The organism is Couchioplanes caeruleus (genome assembly GCF_003751945.1).
Taxonomy (GTDB): domain Bacteria; phylum Actinomycetota; class Actinomycetes; order Mycobacteriales; family Micromonosporaceae; genus Actinoplanes; species Actinoplanes caeruleus.
In genome coordinates this window covers 969,530-982,954 of the sequence record NZ_RJKL01000001.1, presented here as the reverse complement: position 1 = coordinate 982,954, position 13,425 = coordinate 969,530, and the positions used below count along the sequence as shown (strand labels likewise).

At 67.8% G+C, this 13,425-nt stretch carries 14 protein-coding genes and 4 pseudogenes; 11 read left to right on the top strand and 7 right to left on the bottom strand.

Going from position 1 to position 13,425, the window contains the following annotated elements; all coding sequences use genetic code 11:
* Positions 1-212 precede the first annotated feature (212 nt).
* Both EDD30_RS04640 and EDD30_RS38155 read right to left on the bottom strand, forming a co-directional pair.
* Positions 213-1,724 carry a recombinase family protein gene (locus EDD30_RS04640; RefSeq protein WP_280526126.1) on the bottom strand — a complete coding sequence of 504 codons (1,512 nt, stop codon included), beginning with the start codon at positions 1,722-1,724 and terminating at the stop codon, positions 213-215.
* A gap of 122 nt (positions 1,725-1,846) precedes the next feature.
* On the bottom strand, positions 1,847-2,251 hold the full coding sequence (locus EDD30_RS38155) for a hypothetical protein (protein WP_143162733.1): 405 nt from the start codon (positions 2,249-2,251) through the stop codon (positions 1,847-1,849).
* Positions 2,252-2,863: 612 nt separating this feature from the next.
* Here EDD30_RS38155 and EDD30_RS04635 point away from each other — a divergent pair.
* The 4 genes from EDD30_RS04635 (at position 2,864) to EDD30_RS04615 (ending at position 6,167) form a co-directional block, all read left to right on the top strand.
* Positions 2,864-3,793: a phosphotransferase family protein gene (locus tag EDD30_RS04635; protein ID WP_123678071.1), complete on the top strand. Its 930-nt coding sequence runs from the start codon at positions 2,864-2,866 to the stop codon at positions 3,791-3,793.
* Between the two features lie 195 nt (positions 3,794-3,988).
* Positions 3,989-4,222, top strand: coding sequence for a hypothetical protein (locus EDD30_RS04630; protein WP_071806322.1), 234 nt, complete (start codon positions 3,989-3,991; stop codon positions 4,220-4,222).
* Positions 4,223-4,625: 403 nt separating this feature from the next.
* Positions 4,626-5,276: an alpha/beta hydrolase family protein gene (locus EDD30_RS04625; protein ID WP_170047338.1), complete on the top strand. Its 651-nt coding sequence runs from the start codon at positions 4,626-4,628 to the stop codon at positions 5,274-5,276.
* Between the two features lie 618 nt (positions 5,277-5,894).
* Entirely contained in the window at positions 5,895-6,167 is a 273-nt protein-coding gene (locus EDD30_RS04615) for a hypothetical protein (protein ID WP_071806324.1), read from the top strand.
* A gap of 159 nt (positions 6,168-6,326) precedes the next feature.
* Here the strand turns inward: EDD30_RS04615 and EDD30_RS04610 are convergent, their stop codons facing one another.
* The gene (locus EDD30_RS04610) at positions 6,327-6,719 is read right to left on the bottom strand and encodes a transposase (protein WP_071806325.1); all 393 of its coding nucleotides are present in this window, start codon (positions 6,717-6,719) and stop codon (positions 6,327-6,329) included.
* Between the two features lie 247 nt (positions 6,720-6,966).
* Here EDD30_RS04610 and EDD30_RS04605 point away from each other — a divergent pair, with 247 nt between their 5' ends.
* On the top strand, positions 6,967-7,629 hold the full coding sequence (locus EDD30_RS04605; RefSeq protein WP_071806326.1) for a hypothetical protein: 663 nt from the start codon (positions 6,967-6,969) through the stop codon (positions 7,627-7,629).
* A 273-nt stretch (positions 7,630-7,902) separates the two neighbouring features.
* Here EDD30_RS04605 and EDD30_RS04600 read toward each other — a convergent pair whose 3' ends face one another.
* From EDD30_RS04600 to EDD30_RS40320, 3 genes and pseudogenes are all read right to left on the bottom strand, one after another.
* On the bottom strand, positions 7,903-9,039 hold the full coding sequence (locus tag EDD30_RS04600; RefSeq protein ID WP_084557716.1) for an IS701 family transposase: 1,137 nt from the start codon (positions 9,037-9,039) through the stop codon (positions 7,903-7,905).
* Between the two features lie 75 nt (positions 9,040-9,114).
* A pseudogene (locus tag EDD30_RS04595) lies at positions 9,115-9,254 on the bottom strand (IS5 family transposase); the annotation flags it as partial.
* A 41-nt stretch (positions 9,255-9,295) separates the two neighbouring features.
* A complete protein-coding gene (locus EDD30_RS40320) occupies positions 9,296-9,730 on the bottom strand; it encodes a hypothetical protein (protein ID WP_244945692.1) in 435 nt (144 codons plus the stop codon).
* Between the two features lie 148 nt (positions 9,731-9,878).
* Between EDD30_RS40320 and EDD30_RS04590 the strand changes: the two genes are divergently transcribed.
* The 3 genes from EDD30_RS04590 to EDD30_RS40315 all read left to right on the top strand — a co-directional run bounded on the left by EDD30_RS04590 (position 9,879) and on the right by EDD30_RS40315 (position 11,344).
* Positions 9,879-10,580 carry a potassium transporter TrkG gene (locus tag EDD30_RS04590; protein ID WP_425321267.1) on the top strand — a complete coding sequence of 234 codons (702 nt, stop codon included), beginning with the start codon at positions 9,879-9,881 and terminating at the stop codon, positions 10,578-10,580.
* Positions 10,581-10,676: 96 nt separating this feature from the next.
* A complete protein-coding gene (locus tag EDD30_RS04585; RefSeq protein WP_244945112.1) occupies positions 10,677-11,219 on the top strand; it encodes a potassium channel family protein in 543 nt (180 codons plus the stop codon).
* Positions 11,219-11,344 carry a TrkA C-terminal domain-containing protein gene (locus EDD30_RS40315; protein WP_244945559.1) on the top strand — a complete coding sequence of 42 codons (126 nt, stop codon included), beginning with the start codon at positions 11,219-11,221 and terminating at the stop codon, positions 11,342-11,344. Before EDD30_RS04585 ends, EDD30_RS40315 begins: the two co-directional genes overlap by 1 nt.
* Positions 11,345-11,398: 54 nt before the next feature.
* On the opposite strand, the pseudogene EDD30_RS04580 reads toward EDD30_RS40315, so the two are convergent.
* A pseudogene (locus EDD30_RS04580) lies at positions 11,399-11,602 on the bottom strand (transposase); the annotation flags it as partial.
* 232 nt (positions 11,603-11,834) lie between these two features.
* Here EDD30_RS04580 and EDD30_RS41740 point away from each other — a divergent pair.
* From EDD30_RS41740 to EDD30_RS04565, 3 genes and pseudogenes are all read left to right on the top strand, one after another.
* A pseudogene (locus tag EDD30_RS41740) lies at positions 11,835-11,928 on the top strand (type II secretion system F family protein); the annotation flags it as partial.
* A pseudogene (locus tag EDD30_RS04570) lies at positions 11,920-12,802 on the top strand (type II secretion system F family protein). The pseudogenes EDD30_RS41740 and EDD30_RS04570, both read left to right, overlap by 9 nt.
* 430 nt (positions 12,803-13,232) lie before the next feature.
* Positions 13,233-13,424, top strand: a complete 192-nt coding sequence (locus EDD30_RS04565; protein WP_071809403.1) for a hypothetical protein — start codon at positions 13,233-13,235, stop codon at positions 13,422-13,424.
* Position 13,425 lies beyond the last annotated feature (1 nt).

Genomic DNA, 13,425 nt, shown 5'->3' with positions numbered 1-13,425 from the left:
AACTGACGCACCGCCAAATCAGACCGCGCATGCCAGCTCGCGGGAAGCGATCACTGTGTGCGTGTCCATAGTGTTGATCTCGGACACGTTAACCCCCACCAAGGTCATTCACGTTTCGAATGACCTTGGTGGGGGTTAAATGCTGTCCGCCGCTGATGAGGAATCGTAGATTCCGGCATCGGCTGTTGGACAGAGACAACTGGGCGAGATGACTACTTCGGGGTTTCGTCGGCCCCTTCGATCGGCGCCTCCTTTTCCCCAGCCGGGCTGGTCGTGTCGCCTGGGCTGACGGCGAGGCGCGGCGAGGTTGGAGGCTCGACTGGGGAATCAGCACCGACGTCGAGGGTGATACTGACGGGCGTACACACGATGGTGATCTGCCGCTGGCGCAGCTGTCCGGCGAGGTCATCGGGTGCCAGTGCGTGCGGGTCGAGGTCGATGAGGTGGGCGAACTGGATACGCGCTTGTTCCAGGACGTGCTCCTCGCGTAGGTAGAGCGTCTTGGCGCGGTCCGGCTGGACGTCGCTGCCGCTCGTGTAGCCGTGTCGGCAGCGGTAGCCGGCGCGGCCATGCACCCACTGGCCTTCCAGGCGGCGCCGGCACAACCCGCAGATCACTAGACCGGTGAGCCGGTAGCGGTGCGGGTTGCCGTAATCGGGAACGTCGAGGGCCTTGATCTGCTGGGCGCGCAGGAAGTCTTGTTCGCTGACGAGCGGCGGGTGCACGACGACCGTGGAGATCACCCACTGGTCGCGCTGGTTCCAGTGATGCGACGGCTTGCGGCCGGGTGGCCGGCTAGTCTTGTCGCCGGGGCGGGTCTCGTGGTGGTCGATGCCCTGCCGATTCCACACCTGCCGACCGGTGTATCTGGGGTTCGCCAGGATGGCCGCGACCGTACGGACCGTCCAGGCCGCGCCGCTGCGATGGGGGTTCCGGGCCCGGTCATGCGCCGACGGCGGCGCTACTGCCATCGCGTTCAGGGTCCGGGCGATGCCCGCCACGCTGCATCCGGCCAGTCGCTGCGCGAACATCCACCGCACCGTGAGTGCAGTCTCCGGATCCGGGTCGAGGCGGTGCAGCCTCCTACCCCACCGGGCGTGTGCCGCGTTCGGATGCGGGCCCGCGTCTACGAGTCGGTACCCGCACGGTGGTCGACCGCCCAGGTGCCGGCCTTGGTCGCGGGCTTGGACCTGCATCGCCGCCGTGGTGCGAAACCTCGACCGGAGGATCTCGCGCTGAGACTGGTGACCCAGCATCAGGACCAGCGCCTGGTGCACCGGATCGGCCGGGTCGATCGGACCTCCGGCCTCGGGTAACCACACCTGGATGCCGTGCTCGTCGAGCAGCGGAAGCAGCACTTCGAACTGCCCGGCGCAGAAGGCCCGCTCGAACTCGCCCACCATGAGCGCATCGAACGGCCGGTCCGGATCGGTGATCGCCGCCAGTAGAGCTGCGGCCTGTGGACGCTGTTCCCACGGCAGACTGCGTGAGCAGCCCACGTCGAAGAAGCTCGCGACGATGACGCCGTACCCGGCGATCAGTCGCTGCGCGCTGTCGTGCTGCCAGGCCCGCGAGGACACATCGTCCTGGTACTCCACCATCGACATCCGCCCGTAGAACGCGACATCCGCCCGTAGAACGCGAAACGCAGCCCGCCCATCTGGGTTGGGACGCAGCGGCCCCTGACTCGCACCTGGCCGGTCGTTGGCGGGCTGGTCAGCCACGCGGTGAGCGGGTCGCAGGTGTCGGCAGGGAGGGTCATGACGGCCACCTCATCCGGTCCGGATACCTGAGAGAGCCCACCGGCGACAACGGATGACGCGGTATCGACCGCGATCAAGGTCATCTATGTGACTGATCGTGTTGCGAACACCACCCGACCAACTGCTGCGGTCTGGCGGCGGTAGTGCTCGGTCAGCAGTTGTGCGATCGTGGCGTGCGGGTGGACCACCAGCACGCCGAGTTCAGGTGCGGCCGCCAGGATCACCCGATGATCGGATTCCAGGCCGAGCAATGAGCGTGTCGGTGCCGGTACTGCGACCTCTCCCCGCACACCTACCGCTTGTCGGCCGGTGGCAGAGGATCCGATCACGACTGCATCGGCGACGACGGCCAGATCGATACGCTGGCCGGGCGCCCGTTCCAGTGCTTGCAGCAGTGCACGGGCGTAGAAACGGCCGGAGGCGTCGAGATGGCCATGTCGAGAAGCAACGCCGCGGGCCCATTGTCCACAGGCAGGCGGGGCCGCCACGGCTCCGGCAGCAGTAACGGTATTGAAGGTTTGGGCCTACGCGTCCCAGGGGGAATCAACGCACCGATCATTCGTTCGGTGCTACTGGCACTCGACCCCGCTGACGAGCCCATGACGCCTATCGTGACGCTTCTAGAAGATCATGAGACGAAAAATGGCAAGGTCTGATCGTTCGACGCCACCCATCGTCGACACCGGAAATGTGGGCCCTGATCCGCGACCGGCGCCTCTACGAAGTAACACCACCGCTTGCCATGGCGTCGCCCTGATTGACCATCTCCGTGGGTCTGGGCCTGGACACCGGTTGAAGACGGCCCCAGCACCAGGTGATCGGTCTGGATGCGGCAGTGTCAGTCAGTCAGCCAGCCCACATCGGCTGCGGTGATACGAATCACGATCTTCGCAGCACGAAACGTTCGGCCAGCAGGGCTTCCTTCTATGTTCAGATCGACGCAGGCGGCCGAAATCCGCTCGCGTGAGGGGAGATGCAAGCGTGCCGATTCAACCCTCCCTATCGCCGCTCACGTGGTTCGCGTCTGTTCGGGCCGACGTCAGTCGGGTTCTACCGTGCTCCAGGCTGTAGAGGGACTGCAGAGGGGTTGGTGAGGACCGGTGGTGGTTGATCTCAGTCGGACGCCGCAGATCGCGCGGGTAGCCGCGATGTCGGCCCTCGGACGCGATCCGGGCCCGATGGAAGCGGCGGCTAGCTTGTCCCACCACGTCTACGTCGGTTCGGACATCGTGGTGAAGCTCATCGGCGAGGCGCGACATCCGCGGCTGAACCGAGAGGTCGCACTGGCTCCCCACCTACCCGAAGGGCTGACCGCGCCGCTACTCGCCAGCGGCCTTGACGAGGTCAATGGCCACAAGATTCGGTACGCGTGCTACGCCCGCATGGCAGGCACGGCGCTCGCGATGGGCCTGCCCGGTGTTGAAGCGGCGACCGCGCGGTCCCTGGCCGAGCAGGCCGTCCAGCGGCTCGAGGTGCTGCATCGCTGGGCTCCTTCGCCGCCCGCACGGAAGGTGCTGGCGGAGCCGCTCGACCACGGAGGCCTCGTCACCAAAGCAGCGCTGCTGGCACTGATCGATAGCCTTGCCACGATCGATCGGAACAGTGTTGTGCGGCCTGCTCTGCTCAAGGGCCTGACGGCGATAGCGGACAACGCGCCGGTGTCCGCGAGCACGGATACGCCGGTCCATGCCGACTGTCATTGGGGTAACTGGTTGGCGTCCGCTGGCAGGGTGACGGCGTTGCTGGACTTCGAGTGGGCACGGCTCGGCGAGCCCCTCGACGACTGGTGCTTCCTCATCGCGTTCAGCGGCGTGCACCGGGAGGCCGTCCTCGACGTCGTCGCCCGAGAAACCGCGACTGCGCCGGAGATTCTCCGAGCCGGATGCGAAATCCGAAGCGCCGCCTACCTTGCCTCTGACCTGCATCTGGCCCTCACCCGCCCCGATAACGTCCCCGCCGAGATGCTGACCGATCGCCTGAGTGAGCTCGAGCAGATCATCGTCGAACGTTCCTGGTGGAAGACGCGCTGAACTCGGGCACCGGTGAGATCTGGCTTTGGCCGCCTTCCCAGGCCGCTGATCAACACGGCTCCACGGCGGCGCCAATAATCAGGCGCCCAGCACAGACCCCGAGGCTTGACTTCGCCATTGGGAAGCCAGTTCGTGCCCGGGGACCGGCTGACGCCGACCGGGTTGCGACGCGTAGTTGGCCGGCCCGGACTACGGTTGGCAGCCTGGCGGGCGGTCTGGGGCGCACAACGCGCCAACCCCGTCTACGCCGCCCGCTTCACTCACCTGACCACCCGGGCACAGAACAAACTCACCGTCACCCAAGCCCAAGCCGTGATCGCCGCTGCGATCCTGCGGCAGCTGCACGCGGTCGTCACCACCGGCCAACCCTGGGACCCCGCCATCGCCACCCACGGCACACGAACCGCGGTGATGTCCCTCGCCGCCTAAACCACCAGACGGCCCGTCAAGCAAGGTCGGGGCGAGCCCCACGCGGCATTGAGGAACCCCCGGGCAACCTCGTCTCTCATCATGGGCAGCTCCGCCCGCCGTCGTATCAACCCGGTTACGCGCTGCAGGGACCAACCCCATTACGACTATGCAGGGACCGACGACGGACGAGGCACCCGACCAACCGCTTGACCAGAACGTCTTACGCTGATGAAAGGATGTTGGCCCCTCGCCCACGGCGCCGCCGGATGGCGCGCGATGCTCGCACGCAACGGCCAGGTCGGTGCCAGTGATTGCCAGCGCGACGTCCGGACGGACCCGCGAACGCAGACGCTCCGGCATCTGCGAGTCTTGTGTCCGAAGCCTTACCCGCCATGTCATGCCGGTTCGCTTGGAGGAGCCCGTGAAAATTCTGACGCTCGGCCCCACCGATGCCGGACCAGTCGTGCTGTTCGCTGCCGGAGCAGGCGGCGACCCCCAGCGTCACCGCCCACTTCTGGAGCACTTGGCGGCCCATGACTGCCTCGTGATCGCACCGCACTTCGAGCGAATAGTCCCGAAGGCGACGACCACTGCGCAGCTTCTGGCCCGTCCCGCCGGATTGCTCCGGGCGCTGGAGGAAGCGGCTCCGCCGGACGTGCCCGTCGCTGTAGTCGGCCACTCGATCGGAGGGTGGGCGGCCCTGTGCCTGGCCGGGGCGACGCCGTGGGGACGCGACGGAAAGCCGATCGACGTTCCCCACGAGCCGCGGGTCTCGCGATTGGTCCTGTACGCACCCGCCGCCGGATGGTTCGCCGCCCCCGGCGCCCTCGACGCGATGACGATTCCCGCGCTGGTCTACGCGGGAGAACAAGACACTGTCACGCCGATCACGCAGGCCCTGCACTTGAAGAACGCGCCCGGGCTCGTCGATGTACGTCTCGTGCCGAATGCAGGCCACTTCAGCTTCATGAACGTCCTGCCACCCGGCATGAGCGACAGCCCCGAATTCCACCGCGGCGCGTTCCTCGCCGACCTCGCGGAGGCAACCCTGCGCTTCCTCATCGAGGTATGAGGAGCTATGCCCGGCCGGGAGACAGCCCCGGCATGCCGGGAAACTGCGCAAGACTGCATGAGCGTTGATGAAACACATCCGCTCATCGGACATGAGCGTGCACGCGATCGTCAGCCGGGCAGGCACCGACGATGGCTGGCGCACTCAGCGGTCCGCCACAGCTCCGGGCATGCTGGTGAACTCGGCGGCTGCCGCGACCATGGAACGCCTTGCCGGCACGAAAACGCGTGTTTCTCTGAACTACCTAATCTTGACTGGCCAACTGGAACGACGGATCTCTATATGAGTCTTCGCGTGTCGCGGCAGCTGACTCGGGTAGGAGCTTCAGGCCGCACCATCCGGGGGTGTGTCGCGAGTCCAGTGCAGCCAGTCCTTGAGAGCGGCGTAGTCAGCATCGGTGAGACCCAGGGGGGGCGACTCGATGAAGTAGGGCGTCCCCTGGGTGATGTGCTGACGCCCAGGCTCGGTCGGTGTCGGTGATTCCGTCGTCGACCCAGGCGAATGGGCGGCCTGCGGCCCAGTCGACGAGGGCGCGGGTCTTCCAATGCAGTCCGATCCGCTCGTCGTGCTCGTCGTGCTCGTCGGTGTCGGCCGGCTCCGGCTGGCGATAGCCCGGTCGTGCTCCTACCCTTCAACTTTTCCGACCAGTGCACCGGGTGGCTGCGGGTCGGACCGGCACGCGACCGCCTTGTGGAGGTGCAGGCTGGGTGGAGCAACGTCAGTCAATACGACCTCGCCCCTTCGGATTTCACTGCAGCCAGCACCCGCATTCTTGATTTCGAACCTGTGCGCAACGCCAGAATCGAACGGTCACTGGACGACATCATCGCGGCGGTTGCCACCCTGCGGGAATCTTTCGCCGCCAGCCCTGAGGAGACGGCAGAGTCCTGAACTGCCTGCTCACTCTTATTGCCGCAGACAACGCGCGGTCCGCTGCGCGCCGCCGCCCGCCAAAGCGTGTCGCAGCTACGTCAGTTATGCCCGGTGGCGGCAGCCGAGTCGCAAGCGGGGCCGGTTATGGCCGCCCTGGCGGAGCCCAGTTCGTCCGTCCTAGCCAGCGGTGACGTGTTGGCGTAGGTGTGCGATGAGTACGACTCGTTGGCGCAGGAGCGGAACTTTCGCGCGACCGCCCATGAGTCGCTTCTGGAGTTTCACGTCGGTGATGCGGCCCTCGTTGATGCCGGAGCTGTAGGGCGACGTGATGGCCTGGACGACTGCCGGTAGGTCGTCACGGATGACGTTGGCGAGGCTGGGCAGGCCGGGCAGGCGGCTGGTCTCGAGTTGGTTGAGCCAGTCCGGTAGTGCTCCGGGGCCGCCGCTGTCGAACATGGCGGCGAAGGCTCGGACCAGGGTGTGCGCGCGGTCGAGTTCGGGGCAGTGCGTGAGCAGCCGCTGGAGCCGTTCGGCGGTGTCGAGGGTCCGGCGTGGCGGGCTGGTGGTGATCCAGCGGGCGACTTCGCGTGGTGCCCAGAAACAGTTCCCGTCTCCCCCTGCCGGGAGACGCTAGCGATGACGCGATCATCCACCAACTGCCGTCGGGCGATGGAACTCAGCCGGCGAGGCGGTGGTAGGGCCAGCTTGGCGGGATCCGCGCAGAGCGGGCTCCCCTGGCAGGCGCCTCGTACGCCAGAATGGCCGTGCATCGCGCGCGTGGAGGTGAGGGTGACCGTTGTTCAATGCAGGCGCTGTCATGTTGGTCCACCGCCGGAAGTCTCCCGCTCCAGGTATCCGCAAGACGCTCTACGGTCTGGTACCTCTGATCATAGCGGTCGTCAGCTTCGTGGCCCTGCTGCGCGCCGGCGGAGACGGTGCGCTGCAGATCGGGGCCATTGTGCTACTGTTGGCATCCGGCATGCTGTTGGCCTACCGGGGCGCATGGTGGTTGGTAGACGGCATCACCGACCTGATCGCCTGGTGGGCGGTGCACCGCGGGCCTCCCACCGCCATGCGGCTGAGCGCCTGGGGCGTGGAGTACGCCCCGTCGTGGCGCGGCGGCGAGTTTCCGATGTCGGTGCCGTGGTCCGAAGTGACCGCCACCACCTTCCGCCCCGGCTTGGGCCGGACGCCGGTCTTCTGTGTCGACGCGGACGGCCAGTACCCGGCCCCGCCGGCCGACCGCCTGCACCATCTGTCCCCTCGCCCGCTGAGTGGCCGGGCCCTGGCGTGGGCCGATGCGCAGGCACCCGCTTCGGACGCCGAGCGCACCATGCTGACGAACACGTACCTCTTCGGCACCCCCATGGTGATCAACCTGAAGCTCTGCGACGGCATGGACGTCGATGAGATGGATCGCCGCCTCCAGGACTGGACCGGCGGGCGTTGCCGTTGCCGGCCACCGACTGACAGCCGCTAGTGCGGTGTCCACGAACCTTCGCCGGGTCGGCGAGCCTTCCGGACCAGCGCTGACGGCGGCAGACAACCCGGTCAACGTGGTGGTCACCGCACTAGTACTGCAACGGCAGTTAGGTGAGTGGATAGCCGCGTCGTCGGTAGTGGCATAGCCGTGCCTGGTATTGGCGTGTGCGGCGCCATCGTGACCACCACCAGACGTGGTGTCTGTGCTGGTGGGAGCGGACGACCAGTGCGGCGATCAGGCGCCTGATCTCGGGTACGGTGAAACCGATCATCATGTGCTCGCCGGTGCAGGTTCCCCCTTTGCGGTAAGGGTTTTCGCGACGACGAGCCAAGCGTGCGCGGCCATCGACAAGGTGATGTGGGCATACCAGGCCCGCCAGTCACGGACCTGATACTCGTCGAGACCGGCACCGTTTTTGGCTTGCTGGAAGCATTCCTCCACGGCCCAGCGGCTGCCGGCTACGCGGGCCAGGTCCATCAGCCGGGTCTGGCGAGGTCCGTAGCAGACGTAGTAGGCCAGCTCGCCCGTGCTGATGTTGCGGCGAGCGAGCAGCCAGTGCCCGCGACCCGGCCGCCAGAACACCCGGATCGGCGTCCGCGCCCAGTGGTATTCGCGGGGTCCGTGAGCGCCGGGCCCGGCCGAGATCCTCGACCAGGCCCGGCCCGGCAGCGCGGCGATCAGGTTGTCGACGCGGGCGAAGCCCATGCTGGTGGTGACCACGTCATCGTTGCGGCGGGTGGCGACCACATGCGCCTGGTCGTGCTCTTCCATCCACACCCGCAGCGACTTCGACTGCCCGTAGGCCTCGTCCATCGTCACCCACCCGGGTGCGATCCCCGCGGCGAACGCCCGGCCGAGCATGGTGCGGGCCATCTCGACCTTGGTGGCGAAGCCGACCTCGTCCGGGATCCCCGCAGCCCGACAGCGTTCACGGTCGTCGGTCCAGGCCTGCGGCAGATACAACTGCCGGTCGATCAACGCGTGACCCTTGCACGAGCGGTAAGCCAGGAACACCCCGACCTGGCAGTTCTCGACCCTGCCGGCCGTTCCCGAGTACTGACGGGCCACGCCGGCGGACTTCACGCCCTTCTTCAGAAAGCCGGTGTCGTCAATGATCAGTACACTCTGCGGGTCGCCGAGGTGCTCGACCACGTAGTCCCGCACGTCGTCACGGACTGTGTCGACGTCCCAGTCCGCCCACCGCAACAGGCGTTGCATTCCGTCCGGCGACACATCGCCGGCCTGCTCCGCCAGGGTCCAACCATTGGTCCGATCCAGGCCCGCGACCAGCCCGCACAGGTACTGCCGGGCCCGCCGCCGCGGCTCCGCACGCGTGAACCGGCCCGCGATCCGGGCATGCAACCGATCCAATTCCGCCGACCACACCGCAACATCGACATTCGTCACACCATGACCAACGACCCGATCATGAACTCGTTTCGCCTGCTGAGTGCCGTTGCAGTACTAGGCCGTGTATCGAAGTCATAGCCACTCGTTGATCGCGGCGATAGTCACGGTGGCTTCGTAGCGAACGGCGAGTCGAACCGGGTAGCGACGGCGCGGTGGCGTTTGAGCCGGTTGATGCCGCACTGGACGGCGTGGCGCTGCTGGTAGATCTTCGGGATGCAGCGGGCGCTGCCAGCGAATACCGCAGCGGCATGGATCATGTGCTGATGGACTCGATCGGGGGCAACTGCTGCTGGGCCTGTTGCTGATCGCGGGCATGTTCCTCGTGGTCGGGCTTGGCATCGCACTGCTGCTGTGGATGCCACTGGCCCGACCGCCGGAATCGGCGGGGTCGTCGCGGTGGCGTGTGCGGGCCGGCGGCGGTGTGCGGGCTGCGAGGGCGGGGGGCCTGGCGCGCGCTGGCTGTGGTGCGGCGGTGGCGGCTACCGGGGTTGGTGACCGGGCCGCTGGCGCGGACGGTGCGGCATCCGGCCCGGATGGTGGTCCTCGGGTTCGCCGCGGCGGTGCTGGTCGGTTCAGGGTTGCTGGCGTTGCCGTTCGCTACCGAGAGTGGCCGCAGTGCTGGTCTGGTGACGGCGTTGTTCACGGCGACGTCGGCGGTGTGCGTGACCGGTTTGGTGATCGAGGGCACCGGTACCTTCTGGTCGGGTTCGGGGAGGTGGTGATCCTGGGGCTGATCCAGATCGGCGGGTTCGGGATCATGACCTTGGCGTCGCTGCTCGGGCTGCTGGTGGCCCGCCGGCTACGGATGCGGCTGGCCGCGCGCAATCTATCTGGGGGTGTTCCACGCGGTGTCGGCGTTCAACAACGCCGGCTTCGGCCTGTACCCCGACTCGCTGATGCGGTTCGCTACCGACCCGCTGATCTGCCTACCGATCGTGGTCGCGGTCATCATCGGCGGCCTCGGGTTTCCGGTGCTGTTCGAGCTGCTCCGCGAGCTGCGCACACCCCGCAAGTGGTCGATCCATACGAAGATCACGGTGGGGATGACGGTGGTGCTGCTGGCCGCAGGGTGGGTGGCGATCAGCATTGCGGAGTGGTCGAACCCCGGCACGCTCGGCGGCCTCGGGATGGGCGGCAAGCTGCTCGCCGGGTTCACCACCGCGGTGATGCCACGCACCGCCGGGTTCAACAGCCTCAACGTGGCCGAGTTCACCGACGTCACCCTGCTCATCCACGACGCGCTGATGTTCATCGGTGCTGGTAGCGCCGGCACCGCCGGCGGTATCAAGGTCACCACGTTCGCGCTGCTCGGCTTCGTCATCCTCGCCGAGATCCGCGGTGAGCCCAGCGTGCACGCTATCGGCCGGAAACTGCCCGGCGGGGTGCAACGTCAGGCGCTGACCATCGCGCTGCTCGGCGTCGCCGCCGTCGCCGTCGGCACCCTGACCCTGCTGGCGCTCACCCCGTTCCGCCTGGACCAGGTGCTGTTCGAGGTCACGTCGGCGTTCGGCACCGTCGGACTGTCCACACCCTGCTGATGTTCATCGGCCGGCTCGGCCCGATCACCGCCGCAGCCGCCCTCGCCCTGCGCGAGCGGACCCGCCGCTACGAACTACCCGAGGAGCGGCCCATCGTTGGCTAGAAACCCCGCCACCAGCAACCGCATCGCCGTGCTCGGCCTCGGCCGGTTCGGCAGTTCCCTGGCACTGGAGCTGATGCGCCAAGGATGGGAAGTCGTCGCCATCGACTCCAGCACCTCGGTCGTGCAGAACTACGCCGACCGGCTCACCCACGCCGCGATCGCCAACACCACCGACGAGCAGGCACTACGGCAACTCGGCGTACACGACTTCGCCCATGCCGTCGTCGGGATCGGCACCGATCTGGAGGCCAGCATCCTGACCACCTCACTGCTGGCCGACCTCGGCGTACCCAACATCTGGGCGAAAGCCATCAACCGCCAACACGCCAGCATCCTGCAACGCGTCGGTGCGCACCACGTCGTGCTCCCCGAACACGAGATGGGCGAACGCGTCGCGCACCTGTCACCGGGCACATCCTCAACTTCATCGAGTTCGAGGACGACTACGCCATCGTCAAGACCCGCGCCCCCGAGGAGACGTTCGACAAAACCCTGGCCGACGCCGCCCTGCGCTCCAAGTACGGCGTCACGGTGATGTCCATCAAGCGGCCCGGGGAGGACTTCACCTACGCCACGGCCGACACCATCGTCTACGCCGGTGACATCCTCATCGTGGCCGGCAAGATTCGTCACGTCGAAGCGTTCGCCAACCTCAGTTGACGGGACTGTCCAGTTAACGGCTGATCTTGGTGGTTGAACGGACCAGTAGGCGGCCGGCGTCAGCCGGCCTTCGAAGGCGACCTGGAAGGCGTTCAGGGATGCCTTCCAGTGCATGGTCCACCGGCGGCGGCCGGCGCCGGTCGGGTCGAGGTTCATCAGCGCCAGGTAGACGCATTTGAGCGCGGCCTGCTCGTTAGGGAAGTGCCCGCGGGCACGGACCGCCTTGCGGATACCGGCGTTGACGCTCTCGATCGCGTTGCCCGGCCACCAGGCCGGGCGAGGATCGTAACGCGGTCAGGGCGTGGTAGTCGGCGGCGGCCGGTCGGTCGGGCTGCGGCCGGCCACCGGGGCGGGCCAGGATCGCAACGCGCAGTGCTGCCGGTAGCGGTCGCCCCATTCCTCGGTTGCGCCCGGCCACTAGGGCGCGTCTCGAAGTGCGTGTAGCCACTCGTTGATGGCGGTGATGTGCAGGGTGGCTTCGTAGCGGACGGCGGGGCTGGAGCAGGCCATCACCACCAGCTCCATCGAGTGCCCCGAGCCAATCCGCGACGAGGTGACCCGCCTGGCCACCCGCCTTGTTCGGCGTCGGCACCGGCCTCGGCCTGTGGCTCATCGTCGTCGGCTGGGCACCCCCGCCGCCCCGGCTGGCAAGGCCCTCGACGCGCCGTACGGGCTGAGCCGCCGCGCCCAAGCCGAGGCACAGGAGGCCGCCGCCCCCGGGTGGGCCGGACGGTGGGGCCGCCGGCGGTGCGCTGGCTGCGCCGCCTCGGCCTACCCACCAAGGGCACCCGCCGGGACCTGGCGACGGTGGACAAGCCGATCGACGTGCACCTCGCCGAGCGGGCCACCGCCACCGTCTTCGGACTCCTGGTGCCACCGGTGCTGGCCACCCTGCTCGCCTTCGTCGGGATGGCACCCGGGTTCACGATGCCCGCCGCCGCGTCGCTCGTGCTCGGCATGGCCGGGTTCCTCGCGCCGGAGCTGTCCGTGCGCTCGGATGCGGCCAAGCACCGGGCGGCATTCCGCGACGCGCTCTCGTCGTTCCTCGACCTGGTGGTCATCTCCCTGGCCGCCGGGTCCGGGGTCGATCAGGCCCTGGACGAGGCCGCCGCTGTCGGCTCGGGTCCGGCGTACGCGGAGCTGCGGTACGCGCTGACCGAGGCCCGGCTGGCGCGGGTGCCACCGTGGGACATCCTCGCCACCCTCGGCCAACGCCTCGCCGTCGCCGAGTTGCAGCAGCTCGCCGCGACCGTCGGCATGGCCGGCACCGAAGGAGCCCGGGTCCGCTCATCGCTGCGCTCACGCGCGGTGGCCATGCGCGACCGGTAACTCACCGACGCCGAAGGCGAAGCCAACGCCGCCACCGAGCGCATGAGCCTGCCCATCGTCGCCCTGTTCGGCGGCTTCCTCATCTTCCTCGGCTACCCCGCCCTCGCCGCCGTCCTCGGCGGCCTCTAGACCCCCGGCCAGTTCACCAATCTCGACACCGCCCCGCTGACCTGGAAGGAGCCCGCAAGTGAGTACCGAACAGTGGCTCATGCCCCGTCTTCGCCTGGCGGTGATCGCCGTCCTGGCCGTCGTCGTGCTCGTCGCCAAGTGCATCTGAGCACCACCCGGCCAGCCCTGCGGCCACCGCGTCGGTAGCCCCCCGCCGTCCTCACCCGACCGCACACCCAAGGATTTGCGATGACCTCGACCGCCACGAGACAGCAGGCCACACCGTGCCGACGGGACGGCCCCGCATGGTGAGCGATCAACGGCTCGTCTGGTACCTCACCGCCGTCCCCGGCACGGACACCAGCCGCCGCCACCTGCGCTCCCTGCTGACCAGCCCCAGCGCCTGCTCCCACCGTTCCGTACTCGCCCGCATCCGAAGGAGGACCACGCCATGCCCGCACTGCTGAGCTACCTGACCGCCGAGATCCGCCACCGCTGGAGCCAGGTGCGCGACACCAAGGACGGCGGCTACTCCACCGAGGCCGTCCTCGTGACAGCGCTGCTGGTGGTGCTGGCCATCGCGGTCATCGCCATCATCGCCACCAAGGTCACCGGCAAGGCCAACAGCATCAACCTCGGCTGAA

What these genes read in the sequence shown, in the direction of transcription:
- EDD30_RS04605 (WP_071806326.1), top strand. Translation starts at nt 6,967, where the DNA reads ATGTTGGTCCACCGCCGGAAGTCTCCCGCTCCAGGTATCCGCAAGACG.
- EDD30_RS04565 (WP_071809403.1), top strand. Translation starts at nt 13,233, where the DNA reads ATGCCCGCACTGCTGAGCTACCTGACCGCCGAGATCCGCCACCGCTGG.
- EDD30_RS40315 (WP_244945559.1), top strand. Translation starts at nt 11,219, where the DNA reads ATGTCCATCAAGCGGCCCGGGGAGGACTTCACCTACGCCACGGCCGAC.